Genomic DNA, 14,260 nt, shown 5'->3' on the forward strand with positions numbered 1-14,260 from the left:
GTGTCGGCCGACTGGCCGGAGAGGCTGCGTCCCGGCCGCGGAGGGGCTGATTTCGCGCCTTACTTCTGGTAGGTCTTGCGGCTTGGGTGTGACTATATGATCAAATCTACCGATGCGTACCCCCCACCATCAGACGCATCATGCTGCCCAGTCGGACGGACCTGCCGGTGAGTTGGTTCCGCCCCGCCGTAACCCGTACGAGGAACTGGCCTCGCTGGCAGACCATCCGCTGGACGACTTCCTCACCGAAGACGGCACGGCGACCCGGCAGGACGACACCGAGGAGCCCTGGGCTCCGCCCAATCACCGGCGTGGCAGCCGCCGTCGCAACCGCGCAACGGGCCTGACCACCGTCGCCCGATGCCTTGTCTGGGTTCTCACCCTCGCCTGTCTCGCGACCCTGGCCGACCGATGGGCACTGCTCTACGCCGAGCACAAGGCCTCCCAACAGCTCAAGGGCAAGCTGCATCTCGCCGCCGCCCCCGAGGTCCACATCGGCGGCTTCCCCTTCCTCACCCAACTGGCCGCACAGCGCCTGGACTCGGTCTCCGTCACCGTCCCCGACATCCCCGCGCACCGGGTGACCCTCACCCAGGTCACCGCCACCGCCGACGACATACGCCTCGACGGCGACGGGCCCACCGCGGTGCGCGGAGCGCTCGTCCGGCAACTGCACGGTCAGGTCCTGCTGTCCTTCGCCGACATGAACCGCGAACTGGGCGCCTCGCAGGTGGCGTTCACGGCACATGGCCCCGGCCGTGTCCTCGCCAGGGGCACCGTGCGTGTCGGGGGCCGCGCGCTGAGCGTACGGGCCGACACCCGCATCCGGCGCGACGGGGACCGCGGCATCGCCACCTCCGTGGACGGCATACGGCTCGACATCGACGACCTCGCCACGTACCGGCCCGGCACCGGGTCCGCCGAGGGTCTCCACCTGACCCCCGCCTCGGCGCGCCGTCTCACCCGGGAGGCGGAGAAGATCAAGGCCCTGTTGTCGGTCCCGGCGATCGTGCACCGCCTGGGTGTCCCCGACAGCGCGCTGCGCGCCGCACTCCACGACGAGGACGAACTCCATCGACTCACCGGCGCGCCGCGCTTCCTGCACGAGCTGACCCGCGTCAACCTCCTGGACGTGGCACTCGCCCACCCGAAGCTCCTGAAGCGGCTGGGCCTGGACCTGACCCTGCTCACCGCACTGACCAAACTCACCCGCCCCGACATCGCCGACCGCTTCTCCTTCGCCTTCCAGCTGCCGGCACCACCCGACGGCGCCGTGCACCTGCAGCGCGTGACGGTGGACAGAGACGGCATCCGCGCGGACGTGTCGGGGACGGGACTGCTCCTGGGCCACTGAGCGCTCGGGTTCGGTCGCCGCACCGCCACGAAGGACCGGGATCGGCTCGGTTCGTCCCCGGCTGCCGCAGCGGGGACAATGGGATCCCCACACCCGGGCGAGGTGGTGGCGATGCCCGCTTGGCATCTGCGCGATTATCACGACGACGATCTCGACCAGGCCATCCAGATCTGGGACCAGAGCCGCCGGGCCGACGAGGACCGGGTGTTTCCCGTGTCGGAGGTGATGGCCGCGGCCAAGGCCGGCCAGACGGCGGTCGTCGCCGTGGTCGGCGACGAACTGGTGGGTATGGCCGTGGCGCAGGCCCAGGGCAAACGGGGTTGGATCCTTCTCGTGGCACTCGCCTCCCGATGGCGCGAGCGCGGGATCGGCAGCGCTCTGCTCGCCGAACTGGAACGGCGGCTGCGCGCACTGGGCGTGCGCCACATCAGCGCGCTGCTCCCCGCCGGCGCCGCTGGGACGAAGGCTCTGGAGAACTCCGGCTACCGGTTCCGCGACGACCTGACCTACTACGAGAAGCTCGAACCACCGGGAACCGCCAACGCCGATGTCCTCGCCGCGCTGGGCGGCCGTATGCTCCCCGAGGGGCTCTGGGGCACCATGGCCGGCATGGAGCGCGAGAAGGAGGTCATCGAGCGCCGCGTCGTGCTCCCGCTGACCGAGCCCGCACTGGCCGAGCGCTACGGTCTCACCCCGCCCAAGGCGATCATCCTGTTCGGGCCGCCCGGCACCGGCAAGACCAGTTTCGCCAAGGCGGTGGCCTCGCGGCTCGGCTGGCCGTTCGTGGAACTCTTCCCGTCCCGGCTCGCGGCCGACACGAGTGAGGGCCTGGCCGTGGCGCTGCGGGACACCTTCGCGGACCTGGCGGAACTGGACTCGGTACTGCTCTTCATCGACGAAGTGGAAGAGATCGCGGGGGTGCGATCCGGAAAGGCCGTCGATCCCGGCCATGGAGTCACCAACGAGCTGCTGAAACTCATCCCCGTCTTCCGCGAGCACGACTCGCGGCTGCTGGCCTGTGCCACCAATTCGGTGCGCTCGCTCGACCCGGCCTTCCTGCGGCCGGGCCGGTTCGACTACGTCATCCCCGTCGGCCCTCCGGACCGGGCCGCCCGCGCGGCGATCTGGGGCCGCTATCTCAGGGCATCCGCCGGCTCGGCCGACCTCAGCCAACTGGTCGGGGCCAGCGAACTGTTCACGCCGGCCGACATCGAATTCGCCGCCCGCAAGGGCGCGCAGGCGGCGTTCGAACGCGAAGTCACACAGCGCCAGGGCCGGCCGGCCACCACGGAGGACTACATGACCGCCATCGCCGACACCCGGCCCACGCTCACCGCGCAGGCCGTCGAGGAGTTCGCCGAGGACATCGACGCGTACAGCCGGCTCTGAGTCACGGCGTCGCTCAGTACGCGGCCGCCCGCCACGCGAGAAGGGCGAGGAAGCCGGGGATGAATGCGGGGTCAGCTGTCGTCGCGCAGGCCCCACGGGGAGCCGTACTCGGTGAGCAGGTCCAGGAACGGGCGCGGGGGCAGGGCCTCCGGGCCGAGGACGCCCTTGCCGGACCAGGCGCCGGTGGACAGCAGTTCCAGCGCGACGACCGGGTTGAGCGCCGTCTGCCAGACGACGGCCTGCGAGCCGTACTCGCGCATCGACCACTGGTTGTCGACCACGTGGTACAGGTACACCTCCCGAGGCGCCCCGTCCTTGCTGCCCTTGACCCATGTGCCGGCGCAGGTCTTGCCCGTCATCCGCTCCCCCAGACCGGCCGGGTCGGGCAGGCACGCGGCGACCACGTCGCGCGGCGAGACCTGTACGGGTCCGCCGTCCCCGGGCACGCTCACCGGGGCCGTCGAGTCCAGGCCCAGTTCGTGGAGGGTCTTCAGCTTGGCGATGAAGTCGTCGCCCAGGCCGTACTTGAACGTGACCCGTCGCGCGTCCACCCAGCGCGGTATCAGCAGCACCTCTTCGTGCTCGACGTTGACGCACTCCACCGGGCCGATGCCCTCGGGGAACTCGAAGACCTCGGGCTCGCTGAACGGAGGGGTGGTGAACCAGCCGCGGCCCTTTTCGTACACGACCGGCGGGTTGAGGCACTCCTCGATGGTCGTCCAGATACTGAAGGACGGCGCGAAGTCGTGGCCCTCGACCCGCAGGTCGGCACCGTCCCGGACACCGATCTCCTCGATGTCGTCGAAGAGTTCGTCGGCCGCGTACCGGGCGAAGACGTCGGACAGGCCCGGCTCCACGCCCATGCCGACCAGCGCCAGCCGTCCGGCCTCTTCCCAGCGCCGGGCCAGGGCGAACTGTTCGTCCCCGAGCTTGACACCGCACTCCTCATAAGGGCGCGCGCCGTGCGGCGCGGACAGCGACATCGCCATGTCCAGATAGTGCGCACCGGCCTCCAGGGCGGCCTGGAACAGCGGCATCACGAACCGGGGGTCGGTGGCGTTGAGCAGCACGTCGCAGCGCTCCTCGACGAGCATCCGGCGGACCGCGCCCTGGTCCGAGGCGTCCAGCCGCCGCGCGCTGAACCGGGTGCCCCGCTGCCCGAGCGCCGCGACCGCGGCCTCGGCGCGGCCGAGGTCGTAGTCGGCGACGACCATGTGGGCGAGGAACTCGCGGCGAGCGGCGATCCGGGTGACGGCCGTCCCCACGCCGCCCGCGCCGACCAGAAGTACGCGCATGTCACACACCTTTCTCCCGGGAGGCGAGCGCCTCCGGACGGGCTCGATGCAACGCGACGCCGGGATATAAGGTCAATCCCGTTGGCATAAGGTGGTCGCAGGGGCGGCTCGGTCCGGCGACGGAAGGACGACCTGGATGGCGAAGCAAGTGGTGCCGGAGGCGGCACGTCAGCGGCGGCGGCCCACACGCGGCGGCACCGTGCTGTCGGAGGAGATCATCGTGCGGACCGCCCTGCGCGTACTGCGGGAGCACGGCAGCACCGGGCTGACGGCACGCCGTCTCGGCGCGGCGCTGGGCGCCGATCCGAGCACCCTCTACCGTTACTTCGCCGGGATGGACGACCTGGCCCGGGCCATCGGGGACGAGCTGATGGGCAGGGCGCTCGACAGCTGGACGGCCACCGGGGACTGGCGCACGGACCTGCGCGCGCTGGGCCGGGCCATCCACGCCTCCTACCTCGCCCACCCGCAGGCGGCCGTCCTCACCGCCAGCCGGGTCACCGGGAGGCCTCGCGAGATCGCCGTGGACGAGGCCATCCTCGGCATCCTGCGCGGCGCCGGGCTGCCCGACCCGGTGGCGGTGCGCGTGTACCACGCGTTCATCGACCAGAGTCTCGCCTTCGCCGCGCTCGACGCCGGATCCCTCGCGCTGGCGGACGAGGCCCGCGCGGGCGACGAGGAGATGTGGCACTCCACCTACGCCCGCCTGCCCGCCGAGTCGCATCCGAACATCGCCGCCACGGCACACCTGCTCGCCCGGCACATGCCGCACAGCGCCTATCCGGTCGCCCTGGAGATACTGCTGGAACACACCGCCGCGCACCTGTCACGACCGGGTGCGTGACGCGTGCGGCTCCGCCGCTGCGCCTTCCCGTGCATGGGTCTCTCTGCCAGGCAGGCCTGAGCGTTGTGCGGAGGGTGCAGGATTCGAACCTGCGTGGACCCCGAGGATCCGACCATGAGGCGCCCGCACCGCCGTTCACGTGAACAACCATGGCAGAGGCGGCCGACAGGACCCTGACGCATCTCTGACGGCTTGCCACCCTGCTGTGGACTTCGGTCACCTGACGCGGCGCGGACCAGACCGTCGAGCTACTCGTCGGGGATGCCGTCCTGCCTGGCGGTGCAGGGCAACCTTCACGGCCGCCGCCCCGGCGCTCGGGCTGTCCCAGCCCACCGCGACCGCCCAGATCCGCACGCTGGAGCAGCAGACCAGCGGCGAGCTGTTCACCCCGCTGCCCCGACGCGCTCGCGGCGCTCGAAGGCGGCGGGCCCCCGGCCGGACAGGCCGCGCCCGTGCACCTCGCCGGACCGTCGGAGCCGCTGTGCGTGCGTGTCCTGCCCGCCCTGCTACCGCTAGTCGCCGACGGCGTCCAGCTGCGCGTCGCCCAGGGCCTGCCGGAACCGCTGCTGGAGGAGATGCGGGCGGGCCGCCACGACCTGGTCATCGCCACCCCGGCGGCCCCGCGGCCGCGCCGTGGAGTCGGTGCCGCTCGCCGACGAGGAGTATCTGCTCGTCGCCTCGCCGAACTGGGCGAGGCGCATCGCCGCGCAGCCGCAGGCCAGCGCCTACCTGTGCGCCGACCTGCGCGAGGTATCCCTCATCACCTACGCCGAAAATCTGCTCAACGTGCGGCGCTACTCGCGGACGATCTTCGGCAGGCAGCTCACCGCCACCCGGGCGTGATCCTGGTGCCCGACACCCTCCGGCGCGCCGCCCGCGCCTGGTAAGGGTGGACGGCAGGCGCGCAGTCCCCGACGGCAATCACCAGGCGCGGCTCAGCCATCGCAGCCTCGGTACGGCGCAGCGGCTGGCCCATGTTCCGGGTCACCGGCCCGGTCAGCAGCGCCATGTCCGCGTGCCGGGGCGGGGCCACCAGGCGTGGCCCGTACGCCTCGGCGTCGTACACCGGACGGAACGCGGCGGCGTTCTCGATCTCGCAGCCGTTGCAGGAACCCGCGTCCACGCAGCGAACCGGTGCGCGGCCGACGGCCGTCGCTACGACTGCGGCTCCCCCTGCGACTGGGCCGCCTTCAGGTCGGCGAGCAGTTCGGCCTGGCCGGCCAGCACACCGGAGAGGATCGTGCGGGCGACCCGGAGCAGCTCGGCGACGTGGGGGCTGGTGAGGGAGTAGTACACGTTCGAGCCCTCCTTTCGCGTCTTGACCAGGTTCGCGCGCCGCAGCACGGCCAACTGCTGGGACAGGTGCGCGGGCTCGATGCCCACCTCGGGCAGCATCTCGGCGACCGCGTGCTCGCGCTCGCTCAGCAGCTCCAGGACGCGGATGCGGGCCGGGTGGCCGAGGGTCTTGAAGAACTCGGCCTTCAGTTGGTACAGCGGCGTACTCATCGAGCCGTCTCCTTCTCGGCACAACGGAACGGCCCCGCCGGCCGGGCCCCGGCGCATCCCATCCATCCAGTCGTCAAGAACATGCGGCCATCCTCGCCTGCTGAACCGGCCTGGCCCAACCCGCATCGAGGAGCCGGGCCGGTCGGGCGCTCGCGGGTATCACAGCGGCAGGGTGATCCATATGCTCTTGCCCCCGCCGTCGGCGTCCGTGCGGACGACCGCCGTGCCGCTCAGGCCGAGGACGAGCTCCATGACGGTGCCGAGACCGCTCGTGCCGCCGCTGGTCGCCGATCCGTACAGCAGCGGCTGGTAGGGGTGGCGGTCGTGGACGGCGAAGGCCAGACAGTCCCGGCCGGCTGCGTAGATCACCGTGAGCTGCGGGGAGAGGGCCGCCGCGTGCCGGACGCTGTTGGTGACCAGTTCGCTCAGGATCAACAGGGCCGGGTCCACCGCGGGGTGCCGCAGTCCGATTCCCCACTCCACGAGCACCAGCTCCGCGGTCTCACGGGCCAGCCGGACGGCGGACGGCTCGCTGGGCAGGGTGAGCACATGCCGGTGCGGCAGCACCTCCAGCTGCGTCGGCATCACACCTCCGCGCGGGTCAGACGAAACCCGGTGACCGTCTTGGGGTGGATCCGCAGGACCGTGTCGTGCGGACCGTGGGCCCAGCCGGCCATCGTGCGCTGATAGTGGGCGATCTCGTCGCGATCCGTGATCACCTCGGCGGGGCCGGCCACGGTCACGGCCCAGCCCGTACCCGGCGCCTCCTGGATCTCGTCCACGTGGTACATCGCGGTAGCGGGCACCGCCGCGGTCGGGGCAGGCGTGCGCACGACCAGCCGACCGTACTGGAACACGTGGCGGGCCGGGCGGATGACGGCCTGGTCCCGCAGCACGTACACCAGGCGGCCCAGGCTGCCTCCCTCCAGCAGCCACAATGCCTCGGCGCCGGACAGCTCGTGCATGCGCACAGGGGTGGGGGACGCTCTCATACGGCGGCTTCCTCGGGCGTGGGGCCGGTCATGGCGGCGGGGCCGGTCTTGGGGGCGGGGCCGGTCTTGGGGGCGGGGCCGGTCTTGGGGGCGGGGACGGTCTTGGGGGCGGGGATGGCCGGCAGGACTCCGGCGTTCTCCAGGTGGTCGCGGGCGGCGCTGATCGCCTCGGGTGTGGTGGCGTACTCCGCGCCCTCCCGGCGCAGCAGTTCCAGTGCGCCGACGGAGTCGAGGACCTGACGCTGGCCGGGGCGGATACCGGAGGCGAGGACGAGAACGCCGCGCCGGTTCAGCTTCTCGACCGCGTCCTTGAGGACCAGGGCACCGGTCGCGTCCATGGTGGACACGCGGGACATGCGCAGGATCACCACCCGGACGTCCGCCACTTCGCTCAGCTCCAGCAGGAAGCGGTGGGCGGCGGCGAAGAACAGGGGCCCGTCGATGCGGTAGGCGACGATGTGCTCGGCGAGCAAGGCGTGTTCCTCGGCACTGTGGTTGCCCTGGTCGAGCGGCACCTGGTCGAGACGGGCCTGCCTGGCCACCGCACGCAGGGCGAGCGCGCCCGCGACGGCCATCCCGATGATGACGGCGTATACGAGGTCCAGGGCGAGTGTCGCGACAGCGGTCAGTACGAGTATCACCGCGTCCGAGCGGGTCGCCTTCGCCATCGCCCGCAGCGAGCCGACCTCCACCATGCGGATCGCCGTGGCCAGCAGCACACCGGCGAGGGCGGCGAGCGGGATCTTCGAGACGAGGGGCGCGGCGGCGAACACGATCAGCGCGAGGACGGCGGCATGCGCGAGCGCGGCGAGCCTGGAGCTCGCGCCGGTGCGGACGTTGACGGCGGTGCGGGCGATCGCGCCGGTCGCCGGGACGCCGCCGAACAGGGGGGCGGCGATGTTGGCCAGGCCCTGGCCGAACAGCTCTCGGTCCGGGTCGTGTTTCTGGCCCACGGTCATGCCGTCGGCGACCGATGCCGACAGCAGCGACTCCAGCGCGGCCAGGGCCGCGACCGCGACGGCCGGTGCCATCAGGGTGCCGAGGGAGCCCGGGTCGAGGAAGGACAGCGAGGGCACGGGCAGCCCCGCGGGCAGGGCACCGATCGGCCGCGCCGCGTCCAGCCCGGCCACCTGGGCCACGATCGTCGCGGCGATCACCGCGACGATGGAGAAGGGGATCGTCGGCCGCCACCGGACGCCGGCCAGCATGACCGCTGCCACGCCGCCCGCGAAGGCGAGGGCGGTCCAGTTCGGAGCCTTCGCAAACTCCTCGGCCGCCCGCCAGGTGACGACCAGGACGCGGTCGCCCCGGGGCTTGGGCACTCCAAGGGCGTTCGGGATCTGCTGGAGTCCGATCACACAGGCGATGCCGAGCGTGAAGCCCTCGACGACGGGCGCGGGCACGTACTGCATGTACTTCCCGGCGCGCAGCACGGCGAGCGCCACGAGCATCACTCCGGCCATCAGACCGACCGTGAGGACACCGCTCGGGCCGTACTTGCCGACGATCGGCACCAGTACGACGGTCATCGCGCCGGTCGGCCCCGACACCTGCAGATTCGAACCACCGAAGACGGCGGCGAGTGCACCGGCGACCACCGCGGTCGCCAGGCCCGCCTGCGCGCCCAGGCCGGAGGAGACACCGAAACCGAGCGCGAGCGGCAGCGCCACGATCGCCACGGTCAGCCCGGCCAGCAGATCCCGGCGTGGGTCACGCCGTATCCGGTCGAGGTCGGCACCGGAGGGCAGCAGTGAGACGATCCGGGCCCCGGCCCGGCTGATCCTCGCGGTCATCGCGCGGTGACCTCGGCGTCCCGTAGTTCGGCCAACAGCTCGTTCCGCCCGGCCAGCATCTCGGTCAGGATCCGGCGCGCGGCCTTCATCAGGTCCGCGACATCGCCGCCAGCCAGCGCGTAGACGACCGTGGAGCCGTCCCGGGTGGAGGTGACGATCCCGGAGCGGCGCAGTACCGCCAGCTGCTGCGACAGGCTGGACGGCTCCACCTCGATCTCGGCGAGCAGGTCCCGCACCGGCCTCGGCCCGTCCTGCAGGAGCTCCAGCACCCGTATGCGCACGGGATGACCGAGCATCCGGAAGAACTCGGCCTTCGCCTGGTACAGCGGAACGGACACGACGCCTCGGCTTCCCCTTGTGGACCCCCGGCCGGGGGCGGATGCGAACGGCTGTGCCCGCGGCTACCTGCAGGCACAGCCAACATAGCATCTAACCAATTGCGAAATTTTGCAATTGTGCATCAGGGTGCGCCCGGCGCCCCCTGCTCCCGCAGGCAGGGGCGATCAGGCCCTTCAGGCCTTCTTGACCACGCCGGACTTGAGCTGCATGGCCCCGAAGCCCTCGATCCTGCAGTCGATGTCGTGGCCGTCCACCCCGTCGACCAGCCGGATGTTGCGCACCTTCGTGCCGGCCTTGATCCCCGAGGGGCTCCCCTTCACCTTCAGCGCCTTCACCACGACCACGGAGTCGCCGTCCTGCAGCACATTGCCGACGGCGTCCCTGACGACTCGTTCCCCCACGGCGTCTGCAGGCCCGCTCTCGGCGGGAACCCATTCGTGGCCGCACTCCGGGCACACGACAAGGGAGTTCATCTCGTAGGTGTACTCACAGGAGCACTTCGGACAGGGAGGAAGGTTTTCAGTCATCCGACCAGCGTATCCGGCCTCGGCATGCGTCCCGAGTCGGCGGCGAGTTCGTTGTCGTGCATCCCGGCCCCTGGGCCGTACCGGCGCACCCTCAGAGGTCTCAGGTTCACGTCTGGGCACCGGTGCTCTTCACTGATCACAGGAAGAAGGAAACTCGACCTCACGGGGGTACACATGCACAGCAGGAAGCGCATCTTCGCGGCCGGCCTGGCCACCGCGGTCTCCGCCGTGGCTCTCTCCGTCGCCGGCGTGGCGGTTCCGGCGCAGGCCGCTGCCGAGGGGACCGTCGACTGCGACGGCTGGGTGCACAACAACGATCCGGACGTCGGCATCGCGGGCTGCCAGAACAACACCGACCACGCCGTCACCTTCCGCGCCGAGATCGTCTGCGGCTGGGCCCCGGACGTCTCCGGCAACTGGGTGACGCTGAACCCGGGGCAGTACGGTGAGTCCACCGGCTCCTGCGCGTTCTACAGCACGGGTGTCGGCAGTGTGGGCTGGACCATCCAGTGACACACGGGTAGTTCAGGCGCTCGTGTGACCGCGTAGTACCCGGTCTCAGGCCGTGGCCTCGGGTTGGGTCGGGCTGAGGTAGTGCACGGAGGTCTGGTCGGCGTGCGGGGCGAGCAGGCCCTGGAGCTCGTCTGCCGCGACCTTGAGGAGGTCGCCGTCCCGGTCCGCGTGGAGCGTTTCGCGGACGAAGGCGATGTGTGCGGAGTCCTCGGTGACGCGCGTGCGGTGGGCATCACGGTGGTTCCAGTGGCGGGTCAGGACGCCGGTGGTGTCCGCGTAGACGACCTCGCCCGGCTTGGGATTCTCGACGGCGCCGGGTTCGCCGAGCGGCGTGAAGGACTCGGTGCCGTCCGCGTACCGGATCTCCACGTCGCCGGTGACGCGGTCCAGGTCGAAGGCGCCGGCGGGCAGACCGTGCCGTACGGAGACGGAGTTGTAGGAGTCGACGGCCGGGTTGATGCGCGGCAGGCTCCCCTTCTTGGCGAGGCGGCGCCCGAGCGCGTCGACGCTGGGGCGGATGCGGCGGGGGTTGGTGCCGAAGGAGCGGTAGGCGGTGTGCCAGGCCTCGATGCGGGGGTCGGTCTCGTCGGCGGGGTGCCAGCTTCCGTCGGCGAGCCGCTGCTCCAGTTCCTCCAGGGCGGCGGCGGTGTGGGGCCAGGGCTCGTGGCCGCGCACGCCGGTGGCGGTGACCAGGGCGATGAGGACGGAGGGGAAGGCTTCTGCGACGGCGGGGGCGAGACGGAAGTCGGTCATGGGCGGGTTTTCCGTTTCCTGGGGCGAGCGTGCGTGTGTACGGGGAGGGGACGGTGTGTGCGGGTCCCCGGTGTCAGGGCTGCCAGGGGCCCACACGGTCCAGTCGGCGCAGCTGCTGGCGGGCGGTGGGCACGTCCAGGCCCTGGCCGCGCTCGGTGAGGCGGTCGGCGACGGCGGCGCGGTGCTCGACCGGTTTGTGGTCGTCGTACTTGAACTTGGCCCGCACATCGGTGACTTCCAGGCGCAGACCGCGGATGCCGGACAGCATCCGGCCGTACGGCGGCTAGTCCGCGGCGACGGCGGCGTGGTCGCCCTCGGGCTGGAAGTGGGCCAGCTGACGGCGCAGCAGGTCCGCCTTGGCCTCGGGGTCGTCGACGACATGGGCGCGGCAGGTGAACTGGACGGCCGCGTAGTAGCTGGTCGGCACGCCGTCGGTGGGCGGGGTGCCGGGTTTGGCGCGCCAGGGGCCCGGGACGAAGGCGTAGTCGCCGATGACGGTGAAGGTGACGTTCGGGTCGTGTTCGATCGTCCGCCAGACCGGGTTCGGCCGGGCGAGGTGGATCAGGAGGTGTGTGCCGTCGCTGGTGAAGTGGGTGGGGACGACGACGGGCGGGTGGCCGGGCAGGCCGTTGACGCTCAGCTGGCCGAAGTCGTGGCCTTCGGCGAGCCACGTCTGCCATTCGGCTGTGTCGAGGCCGGCGTCCCAGGGTTGGATGAACATCCGTTTCTCCTTGCGTGGCCGCGACTGCGGCGGGGTGTGACGCTGCGGCTCAGGTCAGGGCCAGGAGGCCGACGGCCACGGCGGCGGTGCCCAGGCCGACCAGCTGGCCGCGGTGGATGCGTTCGGCGAGCACACCGCGGGCGAGCAGGACCGTGCCGGCCGGGTAGAGGGCGGTGATCACGGCGACGACGGTCAGGTCCCCGCTGCGGGCGGCGAGCAGGAACAGCAGGTTCGCGACCGAGTCCAGCACACCCGCGGCCGCCGACATGCCGTACGCCGGCCGCTCGGGGCCGAGCCTGCGGCGCAGCAGCCCCGCTGCGGCCAGCGTGACGGCCGAGGACACGGCCCGGCCGGTGATCAGCGGGGCCACGCCGCTGCCGGACGGCGTCTGGTGCAGGAAGACCAGTTGGAGGGCGATGGCGGCGCCCGCACCGAAGGCCAGCAGGAGGGCCGTACGGGAGGGGCGGGCCGAGCCCGCGCCGTGCCCGGCGCTGACCAGCACCACCGCGAGCAGTGCGAGCGGCAGCCCCACCAGCCCGGTGACGGTCAGACGCTCGCCCTGCAGCAGGCCGACGGCGACGGGCAGCGCGGCGGAGACCAGCGCGGTCACCGGCGACAGGACGTTCATCGGACCGATCGCGAGGGTGCGGTAGAGCAGGGCGAACGCGGCGGCCGAGGCGACCCCGGACGCGGCGCCCCAGGCGAGGGCGCCCGCGCTGAACGAGGCACCGAGCACCGGCCACAGCACCAGCTCGACCGCGAGACTGGCCGGGGCCGCGACCATCACGGTCCGCAGCACATGGGCCCTGCGGGCGCCGAGACCGCCGAGGAAGTCGGCGCATCCGTACGCGAGGGAGCTGCCCAGGGCCAGCAGCAGAGCGATCACAGCACATCCCTTGAGTCAGTGGAACGACCACACGGTATAACGGACCGACCATGTCGTGCCAATCAAACGACCGTGCAGTACATTCCAGTACTCAAGGCATAGGTGAGGACGGTGATCAGGTGGCCGAGACAGCCGCCGCCCTGCGGTCGGTCGCGCACAACGTCCGGGCGGCCCGCATCCGCGCCGGGCTGTCCCTGGACGAACTCAGCAGGCGCGCCCAGGTCAGCAAGGGTGCTCTGGTGGGACTGGAGAAGGCCCAGGGCAACCCCAACCTGGCCACCCTGGTCCGGCTGGCCGACACCCTCGGCATCTCGGTGTCCGCGCTGATGCAGGGGCCGCCCGAAGGCCGCGTGCGTGTCGTGTCCGGTGACGCCGTGGCGCCCTTGTGGACCGGAGAACGCGGCAGCGAGGCCCGCCTCATGCTGACCACCTCCGGCCCCGCCCCGGTCGAGGTATGGCGCTGGCGGCTGGAACCGGGCGAGGAATATCCCAGCCACCCCCACCAGGCCGGGGTCGTGGAGACCGTCAGCGTCACCTCGGGCCACATGACCCTGATCGTCGACGGCGCCGAACACACGGTCTCGGCGGGCCAGACCGCCACGTTCGACGGCGACGCCCCGCACACCTACCGCGGCACGGGCACCGAGACCTGTCACCTGATCATGACGGTCCACCTGCCGCCCGGCCCCGCCGCCACCACGTGAAGTACGCCCCCGGCCGACATCCGGGGGCGTACTCGTCTCGGGTCCGACCTCAGCGCGAGGTCAGCTTCCACAGGTGGTCGGCGGTGCCGTTGTCGTCCCACTGGAGTACCTGGGCGCCGGAGGAGGTGCTCATCCGGTCGACACCGAGCAACAGCCCGCTGTTGTAGTTGGCGATCTCGTAGTAGCCGTCTCCGGACGGGACGAGCTGCCAGAGGTGGTCGGCGGTTCCGTTGTCGCCCCAGATCAGGGCCGTGCCGCCGTCGGCCGTGCTCATGTTCTGCATGCCGAGGAACAGGCCGCTCTTCTGGTTCACGATCTTGTAGAGACCCGCGCCCGCGGCCACCAGGGTCCAGTTCTGGTCGGTGCCGGTGGTCGAGGTCGCCTGGACCTCGGGCGTGCCCTGCGCGGTGCCCGCGTTCTGGGTGTCCAGGGCCAGACCGCTGCACCAGTGAACGGCACCCGATCGGCGCCTGGGTGCTCGACTGGACCCGTGCGCAGGTGGCCGTGATGCGCGGCGACGTCTACAGCCGTGCCCTCAGGGATGTGGGGCGAAGGCTCGCGGACAGGGGCCCTTAAGATAGAGAGTCTTATCTTGCGGCTCTCAGGCTAGGATGCCGAAATAAGAAAGGCAACTCTTTCCAAAG

General features: G+C 71.4%; 17 protein-coding genes and 2 pseudogenes. 7 read left to right on the forward strand and 12 right to left on the reverse strand.

The genetic code is table 11. The annotated features are described in order from the left end of the window. Nucleotides 1-112 precede the first annotated feature (112 nt). Together LMU33_RS05550 and LMU33_RS05555 are read left to right on the forward strand one after the other, a co-directional pair. Nucleotides 113-1,354 carry an LmeA family phospholipid-binding protein gene (locus LMU33_RS05550; protein ID WP_228617861.1) on the forward strand — a complete coding sequence of 414 codons (1,242 nt, stop codon included), beginning with the start codon at nucleotides 113-115 and terminating at the stop codon, nucleotides 1,352-1,354. A gap of 102 nt (nucleotides 1,355-1,456) precedes the next feature. After that, entirely contained in the window at nucleotides 1,457-2,743 is a 1,287-nt protein-coding gene (locus tag LMU33_RS05555) for an ATP-binding protein (RefSeq protein ID WP_228618356.1), read from the forward strand. A 71-nt stretch (nucleotides 2,744-2,814) separates the two neighbouring features. Here the strand turns inward: LMU33_RS05555 and LMU33_RS05560 are convergent, their stop codons facing one another. Then, nucleotides 2,815-4,038: a saccharopine dehydrogenase family protein gene (locus tag LMU33_RS05560; RefSeq protein WP_228617863.1), complete on the reverse strand. Its 1,224-nt coding sequence runs from the start codon at nucleotides 4,036-4,038 to the stop codon at nucleotides 2,815-2,817. Nucleotides 4,039-4,174: 136 nt separating this feature from the next. Here LMU33_RS05560 and LMU33_RS05565 point away from each other — a divergent pair, with 136 nt between their 5' ends. From LMU33_RS05565 to LMU33_RS41620, 3 genes and pseudogenes are all read left to right on the forward strand, one after another. Beyond that, nucleotides 4,175-4,882, forward strand: coding sequence for a TetR/AcrR family transcriptional regulator (locus LMU33_RS05565; protein WP_228617864.1), 708 nt, complete (start codon nucleotides 4,175-4,177; stop codon nucleotides 4,880-4,882). A 205-nt stretch (nucleotides 4,883-5,087) separates the two neighbouring features. Continuing rightward, nucleotides 5,088-5,231 (forward strand): annotated as a pseudogene (locus LMU33_RS41615) (hypothetical protein); the annotation flags it as partial. Between the two features lie 284 nt (nucleotides 5,232-5,515). Beyond that, the gene (locus LMU33_RS41620) at nucleotides 5,516-5,725 is read left to right on the forward strand and encodes a hypothetical protein (protein ID WP_308280753.1); all 210 of its coding nucleotides are present in this window, start codon (nucleotides 5,516-5,518) and stop codon (nucleotides 5,723-5,725) included. Here the strand turns inward: LMU33_RS41620 and LMU33_RS05575 are convergent. The 7 genes from LMU33_RS05575 to LMU33_RS05605 form a co-directional block, all read right to left on the reverse strand. Then, a complete protein-coding gene (locus LMU33_RS05575; RefSeq protein WP_308280754.1) occupies nucleotides 5,706-6,005 on the reverse strand; it encodes an NADH-quinone oxidoreductase subunit B family protein in 300 nt (99 codons plus the stop codon). The two genes, LMU33_RS41620 and LMU33_RS05575, sit on opposite strands and share 20 nt — an antisense overlap. Nucleotides 6,006-6,037: 32 nt before the next feature. Further along, nucleotides 6,038-6,388 (reverse strand): ArsR/SmtB family transcription factor, encoded by a 351-nt coding sequence (locus tag LMU33_RS05580; RefSeq protein ID WP_228617866.1) that lies wholly within the window; start codon nucleotides 6,386-6,388, stop codon nucleotides 6,038-6,040. Nucleotides 6,389-6,547: 159 nt separating this feature from the next. Then, on the reverse strand, nucleotides 6,548-6,973 hold the full coding sequence (locus tag LMU33_RS05585; protein WP_228617868.1) for an ATP-binding protein: 426 nt from the start codon (nucleotides 6,971-6,973) through the stop codon (nucleotides 6,548-6,550). Further along, a complete protein-coding gene (locus tag LMU33_RS05590; RefSeq protein WP_228617870.1) occupies nucleotides 6,973-7,380 on the reverse strand; it encodes a pyridoxamine 5'-phosphate oxidase family protein in 408 nt (135 codons plus the stop codon). Before LMU33_RS05590 ends, LMU33_RS05585 begins: the two co-directional genes overlap by 1 nt. Further along, nucleotides 7,377-9,173 (reverse strand): SulP family inorganic anion transporter, encoded by a 1,797-nt coding sequence (locus tag LMU33_RS05595; protein WP_228617872.1) that lies wholly within the window; start codon nucleotides 9,171-9,173, stop codon nucleotides 7,377-7,379. Before LMU33_RS05595 ends, LMU33_RS05590 begins: the two co-directional genes overlap by 4 nt. Beyond that, entirely contained in the window at nucleotides 9,170-9,511 is a 342-nt protein-coding gene (locus tag LMU33_RS05600; protein WP_228617874.1) for an ArsR/SmtB family transcription factor, read from the reverse strand. The genes LMU33_RS05595 and LMU33_RS05600 overlap by 4 nt, the downstream gene beginning before the upstream one ends. A 174-nt stretch (nucleotides 9,512-9,685) precedes the next feature. Further along, nucleotides 9,686-10,039 (reverse strand): zinc ribbon domain-containing protein YjdM, encoded by a 354-nt coding sequence (locus LMU33_RS05605; RefSeq protein ID WP_228617875.1) that lies wholly within the window; start codon nucleotides 10,037-10,039, stop codon nucleotides 9,686-9,688. Nucleotides 10,040-10,213: 174 nt separating this feature from the next. Between LMU33_RS05605 and LMU33_RS05610 the strand changes: the two genes are divergently transcribed. Then, nucleotides 10,214-10,552 (forward strand): hypothetical protein, encoded by a 339-nt coding sequence (locus tag LMU33_RS05610; RefSeq protein ID WP_228617877.1) that lies wholly within the window; start codon nucleotides 10,214-10,216, stop codon nucleotides 10,550-10,552. 45 nt (nucleotides 10,553-10,597) lie between these two features. Here LMU33_RS05610 and LMU33_RS05615 read toward each other — a convergent pair whose 3' ends face one another. The 3 genes and pseudogenes from LMU33_RS05615 to LMU33_RS05625 all read right to left on the reverse strand — a co-directional run bounded on the left by LMU33_RS05615 (nucleotide 10,598) and on the right by LMU33_RS05625 (nucleotide 12,912). Then, nucleotides 10,598-11,305 carry a B3/B4 domain-containing protein gene (locus LMU33_RS05615; protein ID WP_228617879.1) on the reverse strand — a complete coding sequence of 236 codons (708 nt, stop codon included), beginning with the start codon at nucleotides 11,303-11,305 and terminating at the stop codon, nucleotides 10,598-10,600. 73 nt (nucleotides 11,306-11,378) lie between these two features. Further along, nucleotides 11,379-12,026 (reverse strand): annotated as a pseudogene (locus LMU33_RS05620) (FMN-binding negative transcriptional regulator). A 49-nt stretch (nucleotides 12,027-12,075) separates the two neighbouring features. After that, entirely contained in the window at nucleotides 12,076-12,912 is an 837-nt protein-coding gene (locus tag LMU33_RS05625) for an EamA family transporter (protein ID WP_228617880.1), read from the reverse strand. A gap of 119 nt (nucleotides 12,913-13,031) precedes the next feature. Here LMU33_RS05625 and LMU33_RS05630 point away from each other — a divergent pair, with 119 nt between their 5' ends. Further along, nucleotides 13,032-13,616, forward strand: coding sequence for a helix-turn-helix domain-containing protein (locus tag LMU33_RS05630; RefSeq protein WP_228617882.1), 585 nt, complete (start codon nucleotides 13,032-13,034; stop codon nucleotides 13,614-13,616). Nucleotides 13,617-13,665: 49 nt separating this feature from the next. Here the strand turns inward: LMU33_RS05630 and LMU33_RS05635 are convergent, their stop codons facing one another. Then, on the reverse strand, nucleotides 13,666-14,052 hold the full coding sequence (locus LMU33_RS05635; RefSeq protein WP_228618358.1) for an RICIN domain-containing protein: 387 nt from the start codon (nucleotides 14,050-14,052) through the stop codon (nucleotides 13,666-13,668). Nucleotides 14,053-14,260: the final 208 nt, after the last annotated feature.

The organism is Streptomyces barringtoniae, assembly GCF_020819595.1.
In the GTDB taxonomy this organism is placed as follows: domain Bacteria; phylum Actinomycetota; class Actinomycetes; order Streptomycetales; family Streptomycetaceae; genus Streptomyces; species Streptomyces barringtoniae.